Source organism: Duganella sp. FT27W (genome assembly GCF_009295655.1).
GTDB classification, from domain to species: domain Bacteria; phylum Pseudomonadota; class Gammaproteobacteria; order Burkholderiales; family Burkholderiaceae_D; genus Rugamonas; species Rugamonas zoogloeoides.
The window spans coordinates 1065339-1086823 of sequence record NZ_WHIV01000004.1; the positions used below are offsets into that span (position 1 = coordinate 1065339).

A 21485-nucleotide genomic window follows, 5' to 3' on the forward strand; every position below is an offset into this window, starting at 1 on the left:
TATTGTTGTTGTGCTTCAGGCCGCGACAGCGGTCACGATGTACTGCCACGGCAACGCATCTTCCACCGCCTGTACCGGATCGATGCCCGACGCGCCGGCCATCAGGCGGATCGCCGCCAGGTACTTTTCACGGGCCGGCTCGTCGATGATGCGGGCGCTGCCGCCGCTGACCTGGAAACCCGCCTGCTGGAACAGGTCGAGCGCAGTGCCGCGCGTAAATACCCGCTTGCGCGACTTGTCCAGTCCATCGGCGCCGTAGCGCAGGTCGCCCGCGTTCAGCCGTGCCTGGGTGCTCCAGTGCTGGAAGTTGTTGATGGTGGCAACGATCTTGCCACCGGGGGCGATGCTGGTGCGGATTTTTTGCAGCAGGCGCCACGGGTCGTCCATGTGCTCGAGCGACTGGTCCAAAATCCAGCAGTCGGCGCCGCGCACGTGGTCCCAGAAGGCCGCACCGGTGGTGTCGATGTGGTCGTGGAACACGAAGTCGCAATGCTGGCGGGCAGCCTGGGCCGGGCCTGGTTCCGCTTCGATGCCGGTGATGTTGCAGACCGGGTTGCGCTGGCGATACGCGCGCGCGAACGTGCCGTCGCCGCAGCCCACTTCCACCAGCTTGCGCGCCGTTGCCGGCACGAATTGCAGCAGATCGACATTGACCGTGGTGGCGGCGCCGGGCAGGTCGTAGTGGTGGGCCAGGACCGGCTTTACCGCACCGGCTGCGGAGCGCTGCAGGAAGCGGGGCGTGTGGGCGCCGGCGCCGCCTGCGAGATCGGCACGCACCCAGTCGAGGTGCCTGATCAGGTCCGGATTGCCGCCGTGGTCGAGGGCCAGCATGGCGGCGATCAGCGGCGCACCGTGCTTGATCGGCAGCGGCCACTGGCGCACCACGTCGAGGTTGGCCAGCAGGCAGGCCGGATCCAGGTAGCGCAAGGCGCCGTCGGGGCGGGCATAACCGAGTTCGTTGACCGCGTGGATGGCGCCCACGCCATACATGCCGGGCGCCAGCTCGGCGTGCAATGCCGCCAGCAGGCCGTCGTTGACCAGCTCCACGTCGGGGGCGAGCAGCAGCGCCTCGCCCGACAGGCCCAGGTGCTCGATGGCCCAGGCCAGGCCGGGGCCGTGGCCGATGTCGTAGCCAAAAGCGATGAACTCGACATTGTCGTACCGGGCGGCGATGGCACGGATGCGCTCGGCGACGTCCGGGTTGGAACCGTCGATGATGGTCACGCGGTTGCTGTGGAAGCGGCGCACACTGGCCAGCAAGGTGTCGATCTGTTGCGGCGCATTGTGCGAAACGGTGATGATCGGGATCTGGTCCAGCCTTGCCGGCACGGTTGCCGGCGAGGGCCGTACGGCGTGCGCCGGTGCGGGCAGGCGCGGCGCGGCCGGCTTGGCCACGCGCTGCAAGGCCGCCTCGAAGTTGCGCACGAAGCGCGGGCTGTCGAAGAGCGCGCAGTTGAGGCGGTTGGTGGCCAGCTGGCGTTTCATGGCGGCGATGCGGGCCGGGTCGTGGGCCAGCGCCACGGCCAGTTCCTCGTAGTCGGCCAGGTTGTCGGTGATCAGCTGCGGCAGGTCCACCGCGCGCAGCAGGCTGCCGGCCATGCGCGACGAGAAGGTGCGGCCGGTGCGGGTGATCAGCGGCAGGCCGGCCCACAGGGCATCGCTGGCGGTGGTGCCGGCGTTGAACGGATAGGTGTCGAGGAACAGGTCGGCCAGCTGGTAGCGCGCCAGGTACTCGGCCGGCACCGCGCGGCTGTTGAAGATCAGGCGCCGGCGGTCGATGCCGGCTTGTTCCGCGTAGCGCCACAGGTTGTCGCGCACTTCGGGGTAATCGGCCACCAGCCACAGCACGCTGTTCGGTACGCGGCGCAGGATGTTCATCCAGCTGGCGAACATCTCCTCGGTGAACTTGAAGTTGTTGTTGAACGAGCAGAATACAAAAGCGTCTTCAGGCAGGTTGACGCTGGCGCGCGTGGGCGTGGGCGCGATCGGGCGCTGGCGGTCGTTGATCTGGAATGCGTCGGGCATGGTCAGCGGCTTTTCGCTGAAATGCTCGGCCATTTCCGGCGTGATCAAAAATTCGTCCGCCACCACGTAGTCGATGCCGGGCAGGCCGGTGCTGCCGGGGAAGCCCAGGTAAGTCATCTGCACCGGCGCCGGCCGGTAGGCCAGGATGTTGGGCCGTGCGCCCAGCGTCAGGCCGTGCAGGTCCACCAGGATGTCGATTTCGTGGGCGCGGATGGCGCGTGCGGCCTGCTCGTCGGTCAGGTGGTCGATGCGGATGTAATGGTCCATGGCCTTGACCACGCGCGCCCGCAGCGGCGAGCCATCCTCTCGGCTCCAGCTGAAGGCATAGACCTCGACCTTGTTGCGGTCGTGCAGTTCGTACAGCTCGGCGGTGAGGATCGAGACCGCGTGCGAGCAAAAGTCCGACGACAGGTAGCCGATGCGCAGGCGCGCGTGGTCGTAGCCGTGTTCGCCGGTCAGCGGGGCGACGGCGGCGTTGACCTTTTCCACCACGAAGCGGCGCGCGGCTGCCAGCTGCATGGCCGGATCGTCGGACGCGCTGAGCATGGCCAGCGCCGACGTGCCCTCCAGCATGGTGGCCTGCGAAATGTGCTCGAGGCCGCTGTACACGGGCCAGGCGCACTGCTTCTGGCGCAGGTGCACCCAGTGCGTCATCACGTTGGCTTGCTGCGGATCGACGTGCAGGCTGCGCGCCAGCATTGCTTCCGCTTCCGGGTAGCGTCGGCGGATTTCCAGCAGGCGCCCCAGGTTGTTGAGGGTTTGCACGTACAGCGCGGGCGTGGTCTTGATGTCCGGCACCAGGCCGTCATCGAGGATCGATTGCCACATGGCCAGCGCCGCATCGGGACGGCCGGTGCGCTCGAGCAGGCTGCCCAGGTTCAGGCGCGCCTCGACAAAATTGGCATTGTTGGCGATGGCTTGGCGCAAGGCTGCCTCGGCCCCCACGTCGTCGCCGGTCTGGGACAGCAGCACCGCCAGGTTGAAGCAGGCTGCATAGATCAGCCTGGTGTCGCTGTGGGCGATCCAGGTGTGGTACAGGGCGATGGCCACCTGCGGCTGGCCGCTTTCGGTCAGTACCGCCGCCGCGCCGAACAGGTCGGCGATCGCCAGCCGCCCTTGCGCCGCCAGCGCCATCACATTGTCCAGCGCACTGGCGGGGGTGTTCGTCACGGAAGCGGGGGTGGCAGGGGCAGGAGTGGTCATGAAGGCAGGTCAGATGGAGAAAAAGACGGCGCAAGTGTTCACCTATCATACCGTTTCGCCGCAGGGACATGGTCACATTTTGGCCGTGAAGCAACAATGTAAAACCCTGCCTGATCGGGGGATGGCGATGGGCAAATCTGAAAGGCGGTAAGATGGGGCCCCGCCTGTTACCGAGCCCGCCTTATGCTGTCTACGCCCGCCACCTTCGAACCCCTGATCCGCCCGCAAGCGGCCGACGCGCCGCGCACCTTTGTCTTCCACCGCGGAGAGTTGTTGCTAAACAACGCCACGCTGGGCTTGCCGGCGCCCGCCATCGTTGCGGCGTTGCCGATTGCCCCCGAACGCATCCATGCGCTGGGTTTGTGGGAAGGCGTTTACTACCAGCTGGCCTGGCTCGATGCGCCGCTGGCGCCGGACGCGGAACACGGCTACCACGGCCTGCGCGCGCTGTTCGGGGTGCTCGATGACGGTTTCCTGGGACTGGCCGGCCGTGCCTTCCAGCTGGCCGAATGGGCGCGCACGCACCGCTATTGCGGCGTCTGCGCGACGCCGATGGCACAGCTGCAGGGTGAGCGCTGCTACAAGTGCCAGAACTGCGGCATGATGGCCTACCCGCGCATCTCGCCGGCCATGATGGTCCTGATCCGCAAGGGCGACCAGGTGTTGCTGGCGATGCACACCAATTCGCCGTACAAGCGCTATACCGCGCTGGCCGGCTTCGTCGAGGCCGGCGAATCGATCGAGGAAGCGGTGCACCGCGAGGTGTATGAGGAAGTCGGGCTGCGGGTACACAACCTGCAATATTTCGCCAGCCAGTCGTGGCCGTTCCCGCATTCGCTGATGATCGCGTTTACTGCCGACTACCTCGAGGGCGAAATCCGCCTCGATGACAGCGAGATCGCGGATGCGCGGTGGTTCGGGCCGGGGGATGAATGGCCGGAGTCGCCGGTGGTGGTGTCGATTGCGGCCAGGTTGCTGGCGGCGCACAAGCCCGGTTAGCGTTTGAATTCGGCCTTTTCGCGCCACACGGGGCCTTCCTTGCCCTGCGCGAACTGGTATCCCGCCTCGAACAGCAGGTTCATGTCCTGCACCGCGCCCCGTAAATCCCATTTCGGGTCCACCACGTCGTGCACCGTGTGGTAGACCTGGGCGTGGTAGCGCATCAGCTTGTCCTTGCCCCAGGCCGGCGGGCGGCCGACGTAGTCCACGCTCTCGCCCAGGGCGATCACCGGCACGCCGGCGCGGGCGAATTCGAACTGGTCGCCACGGTAGATGTTGCCGAATTCGAGCGGGCCTTCCGGGCGCAGCGCGCGGCCCTGGCGGCGCGCCACGGCAGCGACTACATCGTCGGCGCTGGACTTGCCCATGCCGCGCAGCAGGACCGAGCTGGTGCGGCCCCAGACGTTGAGGCCGTGGATGTTCAGGTTCACCAGCGTGGTTTTTAACGGATACAGCGGCTGGCGCGCGTAGTGGCGGGCGCCCAGCTGGCCGCGTTCCTCGGCAGTGGTGGCCAGGAATACGATGGTGCGTTTCGGCGCCACCGGCAGCGCCTGGTACGCTTTGGCGATTTCGAGCAGCGCAGCCACGCCAGCGGCGTTATCGCGGGCGCCGTGGAAGATTTGCTGCGCGCGCGGGCCGGGCAGGGTGTCGTCGAGGCCGAAATGATCCCAGTGCGCGCTGTACAACACCACTTCGTGCTTCAGTTGCGGGTCCGACCCTTCGATGCGCGCCACCACGTTGCTGGTGGCAACCGTGCGCCAGGCGTTGACTTCCGTGAAATTGAGCGTGGCGCCCAGCGGCACCGGGTGGAAGTCGCGCTTGCCGGCTTGCCTGGTCAGCTTGTCGAGGTCGAAGCCGGCAGCCTTGACCAGCGCCCGCGCGCGGTCGTGCTGCAACCAGCCCGGCACCAGCGGAAAGTCCGGGTTCGGCTCTTTGCTGTCGAGGAAGAAATTTTCGTTGGTCCAGGTGTTGCGCAGCACCTCGTACGAGGCGCCGGCCGTCTTCGGATCGTGGATGAGCAGCGCCCCGGCCGCACCGAGCCGGGCCGCCATCTCGAACTTGTAGGCCCAGCGGCCGTAGTAGCTGCCTGCGCCCGTGCCGAACTCCTTCGCCCCGGGCGGATCGCCGGCCAGCATGACCAGGGTTTTGCCCTTGAGGTCGATACCCCCCTTGTAGTCGTCCCAGCGCAACGCCGGCGCCTGGATGCCGTAGCCGACGAACACCAGCTCGGAACCATGGACGTCGATCTCTTTTTGCGGGCGCGCCGACCAGGCCACGTAGTCGTCGCCGAACTTGAGCTGGGTAGAGTTGCCGCCGATGCTGTAGCTGAGCGTGGGGTAGCTGGAAATGGCGGCCAGCGGCACCGCCTGCACATAGCTGCCGTCCGGGTTGCCGGGCGCCAGTCCCAGTTGCCTGAACTGTTGTTGCAGGTAGTCGGTCGTGGTTTTTTCGCCGGGCGAACCGGGGGCGCGGCCTTCGAACCGGTCGGACGACAAGGTGGTCACATGGGCCAGCCAGCTGGCGCTGTCGATGGCGCGGCGCGCTGCCGGCGACGGCTGCACGGTCTGCGATGCAGGCGTGGCTGCCAGGCTGGATGAAATGCACAAGGCCACCAGCGCCGCCGACAGAAGGAGTTTCATAAAAAGCACAATTGTTAAGATAGGTTATCGCCATTCTGACAGATTTTGTTTCTTGTGTGCACCTACTATCAACCTTTCTTATGGCTTTCAACCGCCTCGCATTTAAACAACACCGCCACTTTATTTATCCGCTGCACAGGAACCATTTCTGTATTCTTGTTCTCTAAAGAAACAAAAAAGGAGACCTGCAATGAACAAACTGTCGTTCCAGCAAAAACTGTGGGTGCCGTTGCTGTGCAGCCTGCTGTGCATTACCGTGATCTTCGTGGTCCACGCCTTCCAGACGCGTGAGCTGCGCTTCGAAGAACGCAAGAACGAGCTGCGCCATATCGACGACGCCGGCCTCTCCATCGTCAAGCAATTCGGTGACAAGGCCGCGTCCGGCGCCATGAGCAAGGACGATGCGCAAAAGCAGGCGCTCGAACTGATCCGGGGACTGCGCTACGGCAAGGATGGCTACATCACCATCACCCGTGGCACGGTTTCGCTGATGAATCCGTTCAAGGCCGAGACCGACGGCAAGGACGTGGGTGACGTCAAGGACCCTCATGGCACTTACCTGTACCGCGACATCCTGGCGGCCGGTTCTTCGCCCGAAGGGTCAGGTTTCGTCAACTATTACTGGACCCGGCCAGGCACGACCGAGCCGGTACCCAAGCTCAGCCGCGTGCAGCGCTACGCGCCGTGGGAGTGGAACCTGGTCACCGGCGTGTACACCGATGACATCGACAGCGCCTTCCGCGCCTCGCTGGCCAGGTCGGGCGGCTTGCTGCTGGCCGTGTACGCGCTGCTGTGGGGCATCGTCAGCGTGGTCAACCGCAGCGTGCGGCGCTCGATCGGCGGCGACCCCGCCTACGTGGGCGAGGTGGCGCGACGTATTGCCGAGGGCGACCTGAGCGCCGAGATCCGCACCGGCGCCGGCGACCAGGACAGCATCCTGGCTGCCATGAAAGCCATGCAAGGGCGGCTGTCGGACACCATCGGCGACATCCGCCGCAGCGCCGACACCATCGCCACCGCCTCGAGCGAGATCGCCAGCGGCAATATGGACTTGTCGGCCCGCACCGAGTCGCAGGCCAGCTCGCTCGAAGAAACGGCCGCCTCGATGGAAGAACTGACTTCCACCGTGACCCAGAACGCCGCCAACGCGGTGCAGGCCAACACCCTGGTGCAGTCGGCCTCGAGCGTGGCGGCGCAGGGCGGCAAGGTGGTGTCGCAGGTGGTGCAGACCATGGAAACCATCAACGCCTCGGCCACCCGCATCGTCGATATCATCTCGGTGATCGACGGTATCGCCTTCCAGACCAATATCCTGGCCCTGAACGCGGCAGTGGAAGCGGCGCGTGCCGGCGAGCAGGGCCGTGGTTTCGCGGTGGTGGCGTCCGAAGTGCGCAACCTGGCGCAGCGGTCGGCAGCGGCGGCAAAAGAGATCAAGGAACTGATCAACTCGTCCGTGGACAGCATCAGCGCCGGTAGCGCGCTGGTAGCCGAGGCCGGCACCACGATGGACCAGGTGGTGGCCAGCGTCTCGAAGGTCACGCAGATCATGGCGGCGATCACCGACGCATCGAGCGAGCAGAGCACGGGGATCGGTCACGTCAACATGGCGATCACGGAGATGGATTCGGTGACGCAGCAAAATGCAGCGCTGGTGGAGCAGGCCGCCGCTGCGGCCGGCAGCATGCAGGAGCAGGCGGGGAACCTGGCGGAGCTGGTGAGCCGGTTCAGGCTGGGTGGGGAGGGTGGTGCGGTGGTGGCAAAGCGTACGCGCCCGGTACCGCAGCGCGTGGCCCTGAGCCGCTAGCTTATTGCGCCGGTGCTGGTGCTGGGGTTACAGGGACCGGAACCGGGACCGGCTCCAGCACCGCCTCCTCGAACACGAACTTGCCGCTGCCGTCGTCGCGGAACACGCCGATCAGTTCGCCTCCATCACCCTTGACGTCGGGATACATGGTGCAGGTCTGTGATTCCACCTGCCACAGTTCGCTGCCCGAGCGCAGGGTCCAGACGTTGTCGCCGCCGGACAGCACTTCGATTTCCACTTCGTCGGCCGGCAGGTCGGTCAGTTCGAAACGGCGCATGCAGTCGGGCAGGCGCTGCATGATCAGCTCGACCGTGGTGACATTACTCCAGAAGTATTTTTGGGCGCGGTGCACGGTCAGCGCGTGGCTGCCGGCCTTGCCATCGACGAAGTACGAGGCGGAATCATCGACGCAGGCCGTCAGCAGCAGCGGCATCAGGAGGATCAGTGTCTTGCGCATGGGCGTGTTTCCATTCTTGACGGCAAACGGGATGCCCCATTATAGCGCCCACGCGCAGTGGTCTTAGAAGCGGTAACCGACACCCACGCCGACCAGCACCGGATCGACCTTCACGCGGCTGGCCTTGGCGCCGCCGATGAACACGTCGCTGCGGATTTGTACTTTTTTCACATCGAAGTTCAGCGACCAGTTCTTGTTGAGCTGGTAGTCCACGCCTGCCTGCACCGCCAGGCCGAAGCTGTCGTTCTCCAGGTCGGCGCCGCCGCCCAGCAGGTTCACGCTCGAGATGCGCGTGTAGTTGATGCCGGCGCCCAGGTAGGGCTTGAGCGGCGTGCTGTTGGTGAAGTGGTATTGCAGCAGCAGCGACGGCGGCAGGTGCTTGAACGTGCCGATCTTGCCGCCGTCAAGGTACACATCGTGTTTTTGCGGATAGGTGAGGACCAGCTCGGCCGCCCAGTTGGGCGTGAAGAAGTACGAGATATCGACTTCGGGAATGGTCTTGTCGCTCACGGTGATACGGTCCGACGCGCCCACGCCCGCTACCGGCGCCGACTTGTCGGCCGGATCGAGGTACACCGCGCGGGCGCGCACTTGCCAGGGGCTCTCTTGCGCCGTCGCGGCGCCAATATTCAATGTCAGGGTTGCCAGTACGGCTGCTGCGGCGATCAGTTTGCTCATTTTCACTTCCTTTAAAAGTAACCTGCTCTCGGTTGGCCGGCATGCGTGTGCATTGCTGCCGGCGCGACAGAGTATGTGGGCGCCGCCCACGGCGATAATCTGCCGCTTGGGGTGTACGCCCTATGCCACACGGCATATTTCTACGGGTCGTTTAGTAACAGGAGGAAGTGTATTGATCAGGAGCATGAAAATCCTTGATCCAGGTCAAAACGGACCGGCTTAGCGGTAGCGGGCGACGATCTGGTCGATCATGCCTTCTCGCACCATGTCGTCGAGCGCGTTGTTGATGTCGCTGAAGGGTACCCGGCTCTTGCGCGAGACCGCGCAGTGGGTCTTGAAGGCCGCGAACACCAGCTGCGTTTGCACCGTGAGGGCGGTGTTATTGCGCCGCAGGTAAGCCAGCGTGGCTTCGCTGAGGATGGTGTAAGGCACCGTGCCTTTTACCATCGCTTGCAGGTTCAGCTCCATGGTGGGCGCATCCACGCGCACGAAATGCGGCCCTAGCACTTGTGAGATGCGCGTATAGCGGTAGTGGACCACCGTACCCACGCGCTTGTCGCGCAAGTCTTTCAGCGACGCGAGCGGTTTTGCATCGCGCTGGCCGGCGATCACTTCCGCATCGGGAAACAGCGGCGAGGTCCACTGGTAGTCGCCGTCGATCCACGCCGGCATCACGTGGCACAGCAAGTCGGCGCGGCCGTCGGACAGCAGCGGCTTGACGTCCTTGTTGGATGCGGTGACGTACGACGCGTGGCGACCCAGGCGCTGCGCCAGCGCGTCACCGACGTCCTTGAGCATGCCGCCTGCCAGCGCGCCATGCTCGTAGCGCGCCACCGGCATGGTCGATTCCTGCGGCGCAACCATGACCAGCTCGCCTGCCGCAGCCGTCGGCAACGCGCAGGCCAGCAGCGCGGCAGACATCAGAGCGGGGAGGCGTACAGGCATGGTTTTTCCACGAAGCATGAACATCCCGCGATTATAGCGGCCCAGGCGCCGCAAGGCGCCCGCAATGTTCGTCCCCGCACAGGCGTGGCGGGTAGAGCGTGGCATCTTGATAGGCCCTATCCCACTCACGGAGGACTTCATGAATACGCCCAATAACGGCAGCTTGTCCGGCAAGCGCATCGCCATCCTGATGACCGACGGCGTCGAACAGGTCGAGTACGAGCAGCCACGCCAGTTCCTGGAGGAACATGGCGCCGAGGTGACGCTGATTTCGCCGAAAGCCAAGGGCGAACAGGTGCAGGGCTTCGAGCACCTGACGGCGTCGCGCCAGTTCGCGGTGGAACGCGATGTGAAAGACGCCAACGCCGGCGACTACGACGCCCTGGTGCTGCCGGGCGGCGTGGCCAACCCGGACGCGCTGCGCCTGTCGGAACCGTCGATCGGCTTCATCCGCGATTTCGGCGCCACCGGCAAACCGATCGCCTCGATCTGCCACGGTCCGTGGACCCTGATCGACGCCGGCCTGGTGGACGGCCGCAAGCTGACCAGCTGGCCCAGCCTGAAAGGCGACCTGCGCAACGCTGGCGCGGCGTGGGAGGATGCCGAGGTCGTGGTCGATGGCAACCTCATTACCAGCCGCAAGCCGGACGACATTCCGGCCTTCAATAAGGCCTTGCAGCAACAACTGCTGACGGCATAAAACACGGCGCCTTCGCAGCAGCGAAGGTGCAAATCTGCAAGCCCGTCCGCGCGACGTAAAACGTGCTTACTTCTTGGCAAACGAGCGCTAAACTCAAGCCGTAACACGTAGACTGGTATTGCAACCGAACTCATGCGTCTAAACCCAGGGAGACCATCATGACACACGTACTCGCAGCTGTTTTCGAAACCAGTGCCGAAGCCAACCGTGCCAAGGACGAACTGATACTGAGCGGTTATGACCGCGACACCATCCGTGTGAGCGATTCCGTCGGCGTTGCCGGCACCCATCACATCAACGATGACGAATCCATCCTCGGCAGCATCAAGACCATGTTCAGCGACCTGCTGGGCCGCGAGCACGCGGACCGCAGCATCTATGCGGAAGCATTGAATCGCGGCCACGTGGTACTGACCATCAACACCACCAGCCAGGAAACCGCCGAACGCGCCGCCGACATCATCGACGACTTCAACCCGATCGACATCGACGAGCACGAAACCATGTGGCGCGCCAGCGGCTGGACCGGCGCCGATGCGCTGCGCAGCGGCACCGGCATGCAGCAGACCACGCTCAACTCGCAGCAGACCGCCGTGCCCGAATACCACGGCATTCGTCCGCGCGAAGAGGCGGTCGATTTCGCCCGCACCGAGCAACTGGCCACCACCGGCTCGCTGCAACGCGGCGAGGAACTGCCACCGGTGATCGAAGGCCTGGCGCCGCCGATCTCGGTGGAGCCGACCGTGCAGCGCAGCGGCATGCGCATCTACCCGCGCGACGTGGCCACGCCCAACCAGGACAGCCTGAACATCCTGCGCGGCGACGACAGCACCAGCGACCCGGCCTACTTCCGTTCGCACTGGGAGAAGACCTACTCGTACACTGGCGGCACTTTCCAGGACTACGACCCGGCCTACCGCTACGGCGAATCGATGGCCGGCAACCCCGGCTACCGCGACAAGCCGTGGGAAAGCGCGGAACCGGATTTGCGCAGCAGCTGGGAGTCGAACCACCCGCAGTCGAGCTGGGAGAAGTTCAAGGATGCGGTAAGGGAGGGGTGGGAGCGTGTGACGAAGTAAGGATTGCCTGCCACGCCACGTTCCAGGCGATGCGCTCCTGTTCGAGCCGCACCGCCTGGCCCCAGCGCTGGCTGCGCAAGCCATCGTACACCGCATGTTCGTCCGCCGTCAGCGCGGACAGCGCCTCGGCTGCCGCCGGGGCCGCCTCGTGCGCCCACAGCGGCGCGAACCGCAGCAAAGTCTCCTCGTCCATCAGCAGCGATTGCAGGTGCGGTATCGCCATTCTCGCCCGGTGCAGGATGGCGTAGCCGTGGGTATCGATATCGCCCCAGTACAGGCACCGCGCCTGCGCCAGCCACGGCACGCCGGCCAGGTGGCCGACCGCGTAACCCAGTCCCATCACTGCCACCGCTCCCGGTAAATCCTGCAAGGCCAGGCCGGTTTGCAGGTTTTCCACGATGAGTACTACCGCCGGTTGCCAGGGCAGCGCGGTAACCATGTCCAGCGGCGCAGTGAAGTCGCCCAGGCCACCGACCACAGTGCGTAGTGCGGGGTCGAGGATGCGCAGGCGCATGGTGGCAGGCGGCCGCCGCAGGCCGGCCAGAGTATAAATGTCGCTACGAACTGTAGCCGCATCAGCATCCGCTTGCGCAGCAGTAGCAGTAGTGGCGGCGTGGCCCCCGCGCAGCGCTCCCAGCAGCAGGGCCAGCACGCCGCTGCGCGCTTCGAACCACTTGCTGTCCATGCCGGCCAGCGGCAACTGGCGCGGGTAAAGGCCGGCTGCATCGTGCGTGTTCAGCCAGTCCAGTACGTCCTGGAGGCGCTGGAAATCGGCGTCCGGAGAGTCGGCCAGCGTGTCGAACAGGCGTGGCAGGGTGGTGCGCAGCGGCGGCCAGCGCAGCAGCAAGTGCCGGCCGCGCGCCAGTGCCCGTTCCCAGCGTTCGCGTTCCCCGATCCAGCCGGCAGCGGCGTCGAGGTCGTCCAACAGCAGGCTGGCCGGCAGTTGTTGGGCGCCCAGCGTTTTCCAGCGGCGCTCGCTCCACGCCAGTTGCCCTGGGCCACGCCAGTGGCGCCAGGCGTCGGCCCAGGCGCGCACTGCCTGCGGCTGGGGCACGGCTGCCGCTTCGGTGGGGATGCCGAGCGTGACCGGCAATTGCCAGGGTTGGCCGGTCGGCGCGTCCAATGCTGCCAACAGCCATTGCCGGTGCAGGCTGGCGTAGCGGCGGGCGAACCATAGCCGCACTTCATCGGGAAGCTTCAAGCGTAGCCTCCGCGCGGGTGGTGTCGGGCAGGTCGAGGCGCTGGCGCTCCTCGTCGTATTCGATCATCAGGACGCCCGAGATCTTGCGGTCGCGGATATCGACAAAGCAGGCGCCGCCGATGAACGGTTCGAGCGTCATCACCGACTTGAGCGGCGTGGCGACGATCATCTGGAAGCCGAAGTTGGCGAAGATGTTCATCGCCAGCGCCGTGAATTCGTTGTCGGCCTTGTCGAAGGCCTCGTCCAGCACCACCGGCGCATAGACCGGCAGCGCGTGGTCGCTGCCGCCCAACTGGTAGCGCAGCGCCGCCGCCAGGCAGGTGGTGGCCAGCTTCTGGCGCTGGCCGCCCGACTTGCCGGCGCCGCTCTGGTAGATTTCGATTTCGTTGTTGTCGGCATCGAGCTCGCGGCCGATGAATTCCACGTGCAGTCGCACGTCGAGCACCGCTTCGCGCCAGCGCCGCTTGGCCGGTTCCTGGCTGGCCAGGTCGTCCACCAGCCGGCGCAGCACCACGAAGCGCGCCTCGGCCGAGTCGCGGTCGTCGCTCCAGGCGTTCGACAGCGCCTGCTGGATCGCTTGCCGGAATTCGCGCACCTCGGGCAACTGGCGGTCGCTGGGGGCGATGTGCAGATAGGTGCTCAGTTCGGCCGTCTGGTTGAACGGCACCTGGCGCAGGCTGTCGTTGACCAGCTCCATGCGCTCGAGGATGGCCTTGCGCGAGTTGTTGAGGTAGCTGCTCAGGGCGGTGAGGTTCTGGTCGCTCTGGGTGTGCAGCAGTTCGAAGAAGCGCTGCTCGTGCGCCGGCAAGCCGTCCGTTTCGAGCCGCGCCAGCTTGGCGAAGAAGTCGGAGGCGGCCGCCAGGGTGGCATCGAGGCCGTCGGAGTCGCCCTTCCATTCGCGGATGAATTCGGCAAACGCGGCTTCGATCTGCTTTTCGCAGCTGCCGATTTCCTTGTTGCACGAGCCGATGTCGTCGCCGATCTGCTTGCCCACTGCGCGGTCGGCGTGATCCACCTTGTCCAACAGCACCGGGTCGGGCAGGGCGGCGTAGCGCTGGGCCAGGCCCTGTTGCTGGTGGGGTGTGAGCGCAATAAGTGTGGGGTCTTGTTGCAGCAGTTCGAGCCGCTGGCCTTGCTTGTCGATTTCACGTAGCACGCCGTGGTGGCGGATATCGGTCTCGCGCACCGAGGTGGCGGCCTTGTCGACCAGGTCGGCCTGCTCGCGTAGTCGCCCCTCGATTTGTTGCAGTACGGTGTTGCTGTCGTTTAGGGCTTTGAGCTGGCGCTCGATGGCGGCGATACGCTCGGTCTGCGGCAGGGCGTCGATGTCCTGCCATTGCAAGTTGACCAGCGTGTTGCAGGACATCAGGCGGGCGGCGCTGTTTTCCATTTGCTTGCGCAGGCTGGCGATCTCGGCATCGAGCTGTTCCAGCTGCTGCTGCAGTTCGCGGTGCTGGAGTTCGAACAGGGCCAGTTTCTCGCGGTTGTCAAAGCCCAGCAGCCACTGGCGGCGGTCGTCCACCGAATAACGGTCGTCCTTTTCGTGGCGTGTGCGGTTGTGCTTGATTTGACCTTCGCGCGTGAGCGCCCGCTCCGGCGCCGCCCGGAACGCCTTGAGCGATTCCACGCAATCGTAATCGTAGCGCTGGCGCAGCTCGGCCTTGAGCCAGGCCGCATGCGGGCCGTCCTTGACGTTGAGCTTGGGGACCAGCGAACCCGGCTTGAGCACTTTTGGTGCTGCCGCTTCGCGCACGCCGGTGCGGTAATACACCAGGCGCCGGCCCAGATCGACGCCGTTGATATGTTGCGACAGCGCGTTGTAGTGCTGCTCGTCCACCAGCAGCGCCAGGGCGAAGCCGTGCAGCAGGCGCTCGGCCGCGCCGCGCCAGGCGGACTCTTCGGGCTTGACGTCGAGCAGTTCGCCGACGAACGGCAACGCGCCTTCGGCCACGCCGATGGCGCTGGCGATGCTGTGCCGCAGTTCCAGCATCGGCGCCGGGATATTCGAGGGCTGGCGCCGCAGCGACGTCATTTCGCGCAGCACCGAGGCGTGTTGCGCCGCCAGATCGGTGCGCTGGCGGTCGAGTACCAGCAGCGGTTCCTGCGCCGCGCCAGCGGCCTCCCATTGCGTGATTTCGTCGCGCGCGTTGCCGAGCAGCTCGGCAAACGCTTGCGGCGAGGACTGGAATGTCCAGCCCAGCTTGTTGCACGCATCGACCGCCAGCTTGCGGCGCCGCATGCGTTCCGCGCGCTGCACGGCCAGGCCGGCCTTTTCGCTTTCCCAGTGGGCGATCTGGTCACCGCCCGCTTCACGGCGCTGGCTTTCCAGGTCGCGCAGGGCGGCGCTGCGATTGTCGAAGGTATCGCGCTGGCGTTGCAGCTGGGCTGCGTAGCCGTCCGCCTCCACGGCCAGCGCCGCCAGGTGGTCGGTGAGCAGGCCGATGCGCAGGCGCTCGCGGTAGCTATGCATCCCTGCCTGCAACTCCTCCAGCGCGTTGCGTGCCATCTGCTGGCGCCGCATTTCTTCGTGAAGCGTTCTGGCCGGCGCCAGCACTTGCACTTGCCGGCGTGCCGTCACCACCGCCTGGTGCGCGGCGTTGAGTTCGCCAAATTCGCTTACCAGCCGGTCGGCCACGGCAAAGGTTTCCGGCTTGTCGAGCATGAAGTCGCGCAGGAAGGTGTTGAGATCGCCAAGGTTCTTGGCCGACTGCGTCTTGTGCAGCAGGCGTAGCGCCATCTCGCTGTCGATGCCGAGCAGGCGGCAGAAGCGTTCGCTGTAGGGGCGGAACTCGTCCTTCGCATGGGCATCGGGCAGTGCCTGCTTGAGCTTGCGCACGTCCAAATTGTTGCTGCCGAAGTCGCCCAGCTCGCGCAGGTCGAACGGCCGTTCCAGCACCAGGAAGTAGCGCTTGACGTCGGTGTTACCGTTGGCGTTGCCGCGCAGCCAGAACAGCTGGACCAGCACCACGTTTTGGCCCATGGGATTGCGGTAGTGCAGGGCCAGCGCCGACCAGGTGGTGCCCTGGCGCAGGTAGCGGGTGGCGTATTCGCCCGAGCTGCTGTCGCTTTGGGCAGCCCAGGCGCCGCGCACATAGCTGACCAGGTTGCGGTCGCGGCCGGTACGGTCGGCCTCGCGCGCGGCGGCGTTGAAATCGACCCAGCGCGGCGGCACCAACAGGGCGGAAAAGGCGTCGAGCAGGGTGGACTTGCCGGCGCCCGAGCGCCCCACGATCAGAAAGCCGCGCTCGCTGATCGGCACCTCGTGCAGTTCGTTGAAAGTGCCCCAGTTGTACACTTGCAGCCGTGTCATGCGGAATTGCTCTCGCGAGGTCAGCAGCGTCGGACGCACCGGGGCGTTCATGCGTCTTCTCCGTTGACAGCATCATCTTCTGCGCTGCCATCGGGCTGCTTGCCGAGGTCGCCGGCGGCCATACTCTGGTACAACTGGGTGAGGGTGGCGATTTCTTCCGCCGAGAACAGCAGTTTTAATGTCGGCGAGATTTCGTAGCGGTCGTCGCTGGCGCGGATTTTTTGCAGGATGTTGTGTTTCTTGACCTTTTCCACCGATGCGTGAATGCGCTTGTTGAAGCCGGCGCGGTCGGTGCTGGCCGCCTTTTCGTACAGCGCCAGGTTTTCCTCGATTTCGTCGATTGCCACTACCGCGCGTTCGCAGTGGGCGTCGGCCTGGGTGAGGCGGTGGCGCAGGTAGAGCACCAGTACCGAATCGATGAAGGTCAGTTGCGCCCGGCGCAGCAGCAGCGGCGCCTCGAGGTCGCCGGTATCGGCCTGGCGGGTGAAGGCCACTTGCGTGTCGCGGTCGATCACCAGTTCCAGGAAAAGCTCGGCCAACTGGCGGCGGATGGCCAGCTCGTCGCGCAGCAGCACCGGCCACAGCTTGGCGTGACGGCGGCCGTCCAGTGCCGGGCCGGACAGCAGTTGCACCAGCGCCCGGCGCGTATCGAGCGGCAACTGGCCGCTGTCGTTCTGGAATAGTGCGGTGGTTGGCGTGGCTTCGGCGCCGCTTGCCATGTCGCTAGGCGAGTTCATCGGCACGTTCCTTCAAAAAATAGATGACAGGAATGCTGGCGCGGCGCGCCTGCCCGTCGCCGCCGATCCAGTCCACGGTTTCGGTGTGGCCGCCAGCCAAGCCGTGGCGGCTGCCCAGCGCAAGCAGGCCCAGCACGCTGCCCAGGCCCTGCTCGGCCGGATGGGCGCGCAGCACGTCGGCCACCGAGGCTTGCGAGCGCAGCTCCAGCACCGTGAGCACTTGCGACTTGAGGCTGCGGAAGTCGATCTCGGACTGCGCCACCAGTTCGCCCACCGAGGCCAGGTCGATCGGTGCCGCCTCGCCGACCTGCATGGCTGACGGCAGCGCCTGCATGGCCGGATCGTGCAGCATCCATTGTGACAGCGACGACAGCCGGCTGCTGGTGAGAGCCAGCGAATAGTGCAGTGTATCGGTGGCCTTGACCTCGTCCTTGATGGCCAGCGCCGCCAGCTGGGCCTGGCGCAGCAGTTGGGTGAGGCGGCGCTGTTCGAGGAACTCGCGGCTTTGCACGAAGTTTTTCAGGCTGCGCGCGAACGATTGCAGCACGTCGTGCACCATGCCGCCCTGGTCGAGCAGAGTGGGCGTCAAGCGCAGCAGGAATTTGCGTTCCTGGCTGTCGAGCTGGCCGACGAAATCGCGCGCCATCAGCTGGTCGAGCGCTTCGTCGAGCGTGGCCGACTGCTCGGGATCGGTCAGCAGCCGCCAGAAGGCGGAGAAGGTGCGGCCCGCCTCGCTGTCTGTGATCAGGTCGATGCCGGCAAACAGCGAATCGAGCACATCGCCCCGGCTGCCCTCATTTTCCATGATGCGTGCGCGCAGGTCGCGGTTCAGTTGTTCGAACTGGTCGCGCACGCGGCGGAAGTCGCCAGCCAGACCATCGGCCAGCACGATGATTTCCCGCGTGCGCTCGAGCGCCGCCGCCTCGGGCAGGATGTGCAACACGCCCTGCTCGATGGCAGCGATCTCGCGCTCGAGCCGCTCCTGTTCTGCACGTAGCCGTGCCACGCGGCGCTGGCGGTCGGCGTCGGTATCCTCGGCCAGCCGCGCCAGCGCGTCGATCACCAGGCCCAGCCGGGTTTCGGTGGCCGCCGAATGCGGCTTGACCTGGCCGGCGGTGAAGCGGATCGCCTCGATGGTGGAGGTGGACAGCTCGTATTCCTCCTCGCTGGCGCCGCTGGGGTAGCGCCGCTCCAGGTAGCCCTCGGCCAGCCAGCCGGCCACATAGGCCTGCGCCGTCTGCGGCCAGTCCTCCCCCGTACTGCGCAAGTGTTCGAGGTCGCGCGCGATGCGTTCGTGGAAGATCGAGGCCGGCAGGCGGCGCTCGGTGTCGTACAAATGGGTTTGCAGCAGGGCCAGCACAGTGGGTCCGCTACCGGCGGCCAGCAATCGCCACAACGGCTGCTGGCGCAGCCGCCGGTAGGTGGCGAGGGATTTTTCGGCTTTCATGCCGTCATTCTAAGACAAGTGCTGTGGCTATGGGATATGAGACTCGTAGAGTGGAATGCCGTCTTCCAACATGGCGCGTTGCAAGGCAGGATTTGTCACCTCATGCAACAGTGAGACATCGAGCCGGAACAGGATGGGCAAATCGTCCAACGCCATCCATAGCCGGGAGAACTCGCGGACCGACATGGTGGGCGCCACCACGGCCAGGTCGATATCGGATTGAGGGCGATAAAGCCCGGTGGCGCGCGATCCGTATACCAGTACCTGTTCGACTTGCGGGAAGCGGGAAAATGCCGTGCATAGCCAGTCGCGCAGGGTGGGGCTGAGACCAAACGTCAGTGGTTCCATCGCATCCTCTGTTCTTGCTCGGACTAGGTTTGAGCACTGGCTATGGCAAAAGTTCGTTCATCCAGCAGCCATTGCTATAAATCAAAATTTCCTAACGGCAGCAATGCCATCATCGACATCCTGTACTGCGCCGCCGCCGCGCTTGCCCTGGATGCCACGATGGAAAAATTGCTGCCCTACTACGAACGCGAACTGAGCATGCTGCGCCGCGCCGGCGCCGAGTTTGCTTCGCGCTATCCCAAGCTGGCCGGCAGCCTGCAAATCCACGGCGAAACCTGCGCCGATCCCCACATCGAACGCCTGCTGCAAGGCGCCGCCTTCCTCAACGCCCGCACCGCCAAGCTGCTCGACGACGGCTACGCCAACTTCACCGAAGCGCTGCTCGGCATGTTGTACCCGCACCTGCTGCGGCCCATGCCAGCCTGCGCTATCGCCCGCGTGGATTTTTCCGGGACCAAGGCCAACCAGATCAACAGCGTCACCACCCTGCCGCGCGGCACCGCGATGAAGTCGCAGGGACGCGGCGCCGTCACCTGCCGCTTTCGCACCGCCTACGATGTGACCATCGCCCCGGTCGCCATCAGCGCCGCGTGGTTCGAGCCTTACCTGCAGGCGCCGGCCACTCTGCCATTGCCGCCCGATGCGGCATCGGCCATCTGCATCACCATCGAGAGCACGGTGGCCAACCGCGCGCTGTCCACGTTGGAGCTGAACCGGCTGCGCGTGTTCATCGACGGCGAAGCCTCGCTGCGCGCCACCCTGCGCGACCTGCTGTTCATGCGCACGCGCTGCGCCTGCGTGCAGGCGGGACAAACATGGCACATGCTGGCATGCCTACCGATCGAACCGGTAGGCTTCGCGGACAACGAGGCCTTGCTGCCAACCGCACCATCGGAACACAGCGCCTACCGCCTGCTCTCCGAGTACTTCGCTTTCTCCGACAAGTTCGACTTCTTCGACCTGGACTTGGCCGCGCTGCTGCACGGCGCGCCGCCCGGCTGCACCAGCATCACTGTGCGCCTGGCGCTGGCCGACGTGCGCCCGGACGACCCGGTGGCGCGCCTGCTGCGCACCCTCACCGCCGACAACCTGGTGCTGGGCTGCACGCCCGTGGTCAACCTGTTCGCGCAGCCGGCCACGCCGATCCGCATCAACCACCGCCGCAGCAGCTATCCGCTGGCGCCCGACGAGCTCCCCGGCCACGCCTGCGACATCTACAGCGTGGACTCGGTGCAGCTGCTGCGCAAAACGCCGCAGGGCAGTACCGTCACCGAATTCCTGCCGTACTACGCGCTGGGCCACGCAGGCAACCAGGGCAACTACTGGCGCGTGCAGCGCGACGAGGAACTGGCATCGATTGGCGCCGGCCACGACATGTCGCTGGCGCTGGTGGACCGCGATTTTTCCCCGTTGAAGGTGGACGACGGCACCGCATCCGTACGCGTAACCTGCACCAACCGCAATGTGCCGCACGATCTGCCGTACGGTCGCGCCGGTGGCGACCTGGCGACCGAGACGCAGTCCGGCGGCTTCCCGATCCGGCTGCTGCGCCGGCCCACGCAGTCGTACCGGCAATCGACCGGCGCCAACCAGCAGTGGAGCCTGATCGCCCACCTGGCCCTGAATCACCGTTCGCTCACGCAGGAAGGCTTGCCGGCGCTGGCCGCCATGCTGCGCCTGTACGCGCGCGCCGACAGTGTGGTGTCGCAGCGGCAGATCGACGGCATTGCCGCGCTGTCGCACCGGCCGGCCACCGCGTGGGTGCAGCAGGATCGCGGCGCCGCCTACCTGCGCGGTGTGGAAGTGCGCGTGTGGCTCGACGAGGACGCCTATGCCGGCACCGGCATCCACGCCTTTGCGCAACTGCTCGACCACGTGTTCGGCCTGCACGTCCACCTCAACAGTTTTACCCAACTGGTGGTGCTGTCGCACCCGGACGGAAAGGAGCTGCTGCGATGCCTGCCTCGCAACGGAGCGCTGACACTGGCGTGATCGCCGAACTGATGGCCGCACCGCACAGCTTTGAATTTTTCCAGGCGGTGCGGCTGCTGGCACAGGCGCGCCTGCCGCAACCGCGTTACCGCAACCGCCTGTCGCTGGCGTTCCCGCCGAACCAGATCGAGAACATCGGCGAGGAAGGCGATGGCCGCATCCGCCTCACGCCAGCCTTCATGGGCATGCTGGGCAGCCACGGCGTGCTGCCGCTGCATTATTCCGAGTGCGTGAATCGCCACGAGAAAAGCCACAACGACGGCGGCCCGCGCGCCTTCCTTGATTTGCTGTCGCACCGCGCCACCGAACTGTTTTACCAGGCCTGGGCCAAACATCGTCCCGAAGCCATGGACGGGCCGGACGACGACGACAGTTTTCTCACCATGCTGCTGGCGCTGGCCGGCGTGCCCGCATGCGACGGCGTGCAGCCCGAAACGCTGGCGCGCTACGCCATGCAGATCCGCAGCCGCAGCGTGTCGGCGCCGCAGATGGCGGGCATGTACACCGAATACTTCAACGTGCCGTTCGCGGTGCAGCAACTGGTCGGCCAATGGCAGAACCTGGAACCCGAACACCAGGCGCAACTGGGCCGTGCCAACGTCGATCTGGGCTGCGGTGTGTTGCTGGGAGAGCGCATCTACGGCTGCGACGCGCGCGTGCGCCTGCGTATCGGCCCGCTGGTGCAGGACGCCTACGAACGCTTCCTGCCCGGTGGCGCCGACGCCGTGCAACTGGCCGCGATGCTCGGCCTGCACTGCGGTGCCGGCATGACCTGGGAGGTGTGCCTGGCGCGCGAAGGCAGCGCCATGCGCGCACCGCGCCTCGACGGCGCCAGCCGCCTGGGCGTGGACGCGTTCCTGGTGGACGGTGGCCCACAACCGGACCGCGAAGAGCTGATGTACCTGCTGCATACCTGAGGA

The 21485-nt window shown here is 65.7% G+C and carries 17 protein-coding genes; 7 read left to right on the forward strand and 10 right to left on the reverse strand.

Annotation, left to right across the window (positions count from 1 at the left end; genetic code table 11):
* Window positions 1–15: 15 nt before the first annotated feature.
* On the reverse strand, window positions 16–3228 hold the full coding sequence (locus tag F8197_RS21765) for a methyltransferase domain-containing protein (RefSeq protein ID WP_373996934.1): 3213 nt from the start codon (window positions 3226–3228) through the stop codon (window positions 16–18).
* Between F8197_RS21765 and F8197_RS28650 the strand changes: the two genes are divergently transcribed.
* Both F8197_RS28650 and nudC read left to right on the forward strand, forming a co-directional pair.
* Window positions 3227–3379 carry a hypothetical protein gene (locus F8197_RS28650; protein ID WP_193333511.1) on the forward strand — a complete coding sequence of 51 codons (153 nt, stop codon included), beginning with the start codon at window positions 3227–3229 and terminating at the stop codon, window positions 3377–3379. The genes F8197_RS21765 and F8197_RS28650 overlap by 2 nt on opposite strands.
* A 32-nt stretch (window positions 3380–3411) precedes the next feature.
* Window positions 3412–4227 carry an NAD(+) diphosphatase gene (nudC, locus tag F8197_RS21770; RefSeq protein WP_152883554.1) on the forward strand — a complete coding sequence of 272 codons (816 nt, stop codon included), beginning with the start codon at window positions 3412–3414 and terminating at the stop codon, window positions 4225–4227.
* On the opposite strand, the gene F8197_RS21775 is transcribed toward nudC, so the two are convergent.
* Complete coding sequence (locus F8197_RS21775) at window positions 4224–5867, reverse strand: M20/M25/M40 family metallo-hydrolase (RefSeq protein ID WP_152883555.1); 1644 nt, start codon at window positions 5865–5867, stop codon at window positions 4224–4226. The genes nudC and F8197_RS21775 overlap by 4 nt on opposite strands.
* Before the next feature lie 190 nt (window positions 5868–6057).
* Between F8197_RS21775 and F8197_RS21780 the strand changes: the two genes are divergently transcribed.
* A complete protein-coding gene (locus F8197_RS21780; protein WP_152883556.1) occupies window positions 6058–7671 on the forward strand; it encodes a methyl-accepting chemotaxis protein in 1614 nt (537 codons plus the stop codon).
* 1 nt (window position 7672) lies between these two features.
* Here the strand turns inward: F8197_RS21780 and F8197_RS21785 are convergent, their stop codons facing one another.
* From F8197_RS21785 to F8197_RS21795, 3 genes are all read right to left on the reverse strand, one after another.
* The gene (locus F8197_RS21785; protein ID WP_152883557.1) at window positions 7673–8128 is read right to left on the reverse strand and encodes a hypothetical protein; all 456 of its coding nucleotides are present in this window, start codon (window positions 8126–8128) and stop codon (window positions 7673–7675) included.
* 63 nt (window positions 8129–8191) lie between these two features.
* Window positions 8192–8806: an OmpW family protein gene (locus F8197_RS21790; protein WP_152883558.1), complete on the reverse strand. Its 615-nt coding sequence runs from the start codon at window positions 8804–8806 to the stop codon at window positions 8192–8194.
* Between the two features lie 219 nt (window positions 8807–9025).
* Entirely contained in the window at window positions 9026–9751 is a 726-nt protein-coding gene (locus F8197_RS21795) for an ABC transporter substrate-binding protein (RefSeq protein WP_227012341.1), read from the reverse strand.
* Window positions 9752–9890: 139 nt separating this feature from the next.
* On the opposite strand from F8197_RS21795, the gene F8197_RS21800 reads away from it, so the two are divergent.
* Together F8197_RS21800 and F8197_RS21805 are read left to right on the forward strand one after the other, a co-directional pair.
* A complete protein-coding gene (locus F8197_RS21800) occupies window positions 9891–10451 on the forward strand; it encodes a type 1 glutamine amidotransferase domain-containing protein (RefSeq protein ID WP_152883559.1) in 561 nt (186 codons plus the stop codon).
* Between the two features lie 158 nt (window positions 10452–10609).
* A complete protein-coding gene (locus F8197_RS21805) occupies window positions 10610–11530 on the forward strand; it encodes a hypothetical protein (RefSeq protein WP_152883560.1) in 921 nt (306 codons plus the stop codon).
* Here the strand turns inward: F8197_RS21805 and F8197_RS21810 are convergent.
* Genes F8197_RS21810 through F8197_RS21830 form a run of 5 tightly spaced genes read right to left on the reverse strand, consistent with a single transcriptional unit; the run spans window position 11487 to window position 18573 of the window.
* Complete coding sequence (locus F8197_RS21810) at window positions 11487–12731, reverse strand: Wadjet anti-phage system protein JetD domain-containing protein (RefSeq protein WP_152883561.1); 1245 nt, start codon at window positions 12729–12731, stop codon at window positions 11487–11489. The two genes, F8197_RS21805 and F8197_RS21810, sit on opposite strands and share 44 nt — an antisense overlap.
* On the reverse strand, window positions 12715–16092 hold the full coding sequence (locus F8197_RS21815; RefSeq protein WP_152883562.1) for an ATP-binding protein: 3378 nt from the start codon (window positions 16090–16092) through the stop codon (window positions 12715–12717). The genes F8197_RS21810 and F8197_RS21815 overlap by 17 nt, the downstream gene beginning before the upstream one ends.
* Entirely contained in the window at window positions 16089–16778 is a 690-nt protein-coding gene (locus F8197_RS21820; protein ID WP_152883563.1) for a DUF4194 domain-containing protein, read from the reverse strand. The genes F8197_RS21815 and F8197_RS21820 overlap by 4 nt, the downstream gene beginning before the upstream one ends.
* Window positions 16765–18225: a DUF3375 domain-containing protein gene (locus F8197_RS21825; protein WP_152883564.1), complete on the reverse strand. Its 1461-nt coding sequence runs from the start codon at window positions 18223–18225 to the stop codon at window positions 16765–16767. Before F8197_RS21825 ends, F8197_RS21820 begins: the two co-directional genes overlap by 14 nt.
* A 27-nt stretch (window positions 18226–18252) precedes the next feature.
* Complete coding sequence (locus F8197_RS21830) at window positions 18253–18573, reverse strand: nucleotidyltransferase domain-containing protein (RefSeq protein WP_152883565.1); 321 nt, start codon at window positions 18571–18573, stop codon at window positions 18253–18255.
* 42 nt (window positions 18574–18615) lie between these two features.
* Between F8197_RS21830 and tssF the strand changes: the two genes are divergently transcribed.
* Together tssF and tssG are read left to right on the forward strand one after the other, a co-directional pair.
* A complete protein-coding gene (gene tssF, locus F8197_RS21835) occupies window positions 18616–20565 on the forward strand; it encodes a type VI secretion system baseplate subunit TssF (RefSeq protein ID WP_152883566.1) in 1950 nt (649 codons plus the stop codon).
* Window positions 20529–21482 (forward strand): type VI secretion system baseplate subunit TssG, encoded by a 954-nt coding sequence (gene tssG, locus F8197_RS21840; RefSeq protein WP_227012342.1) that lies wholly within the window; start codon window positions 20529–20531, stop codon window positions 21480–21482. Before tssF ends, tssG begins: the two co-directional genes overlap by 37 nt.
* The last annotated feature ends 3 nt before the right edge of the window (window positions 21483–21485 follow it).

Coding starts and splice junctions, on each gene's coding strand:
- F8197_RS21775 (WP_152883555.1), bottom strand. CDS start 5,867: ATGAAACTCCTTCTGTCGGCGGCGCTGGTGGCCTTGTGCATTTCATCC.
- F8197_RS21825 (WP_152883564.1), bottom strand. CDS start 18,225: ATGAAAGCCGAAAAATCCCTCGCCACCTACCGGCGGCTGCGCCAGCAG.
- tssG (WP_227012342.1), top strand. CDS start 20,529: ATGCCTGCCTCGCAACGGAGCGCTGACACTGGCGTGATCGCCGAACTG.
- F8197_RS21815 (WP_152883562.1), bottom strand. CDS start 16,092: ATGAACGCCCCGGTGCGTCCGACGCTGCTGACCTCGCGAGAGCAATTC.
- tssF (WP_152883566.1), top strand. CDS start 18,616: ATGGCAAAAGTTCGTTCATCCAGCAGCCATTGCTATAAATCAAAATTT.
- F8197_RS28650 (WP_193333511.1), top strand. CDS start 3,227: ATGAAGGCAGGTCAGATGGAGAAAAAGACGGCGCAAGTGTTCACCTAT.
- F8197_RS21795 (WP_227012341.1), bottom strand. CDS start 9,751: ATGCCTGTACGCCTCCCCGCTCTGATGTCTGCCGCGCTGCTGGCCTGC.
- nudC (WP_152883554.1), top strand. CDS start 3,412: ATGCTGTCTACGCCCGCCACCTTCGAACCCCTGATCCGCCCGCAAGCG.
- F8197_RS21790 (WP_152883558.1), bottom strand. CDS start 8,806: ATGAGCAAACTGATCGCCGCAGCAGCCGTACTGGCAACCCTGACATTG.
- F8197_RS21820 (WP_152883563.1), bottom strand. CDS start 16,778: ATGAACTCGCCTAGCGACATGGCAAGCGGCGCCGAAGCCACGCCAACC.
- F8197_RS21785 (WP_152883557.1), bottom strand. CDS start 8,128: ATGCGCAAGACACTGATCCTCCTGATGCCGCTGCTGCTGACGGCCTGC.
- F8197_RS21805 (WP_152883560.1), top strand. CDS start 10,610: ATGACACACGTACTCGCAGCTGTTTTCGAAACCAGTGCCGAAGCCAAC.
- F8197_RS21800 (WP_152883559.1), top strand. CDS start 9,891: ATGAATACGCCCAATAACGGCAGCTTGTCCGGCAAGCGCATCGCCATC.
- F8197_RS21765 (WP_373996934.1), bottom strand. CDS start 3,228: ATGACCACTCCTGCCCCTGCCACCCCCGCTTCCGTGACGAACACCCCC.
- F8197_RS21780 (WP_152883556.1), top strand. CDS start 6,058: ATGAACAAACTGTCGTTCCAGCAAAAACTGTGGGTGCCGTTGCTGTGC.
- F8197_RS21830 (WP_152883565.1), bottom strand. CDS start 18,573: ATGGAACCACTGACGTTTGGTCTCAGCCCCACCCTGCGCGACTGGCTA.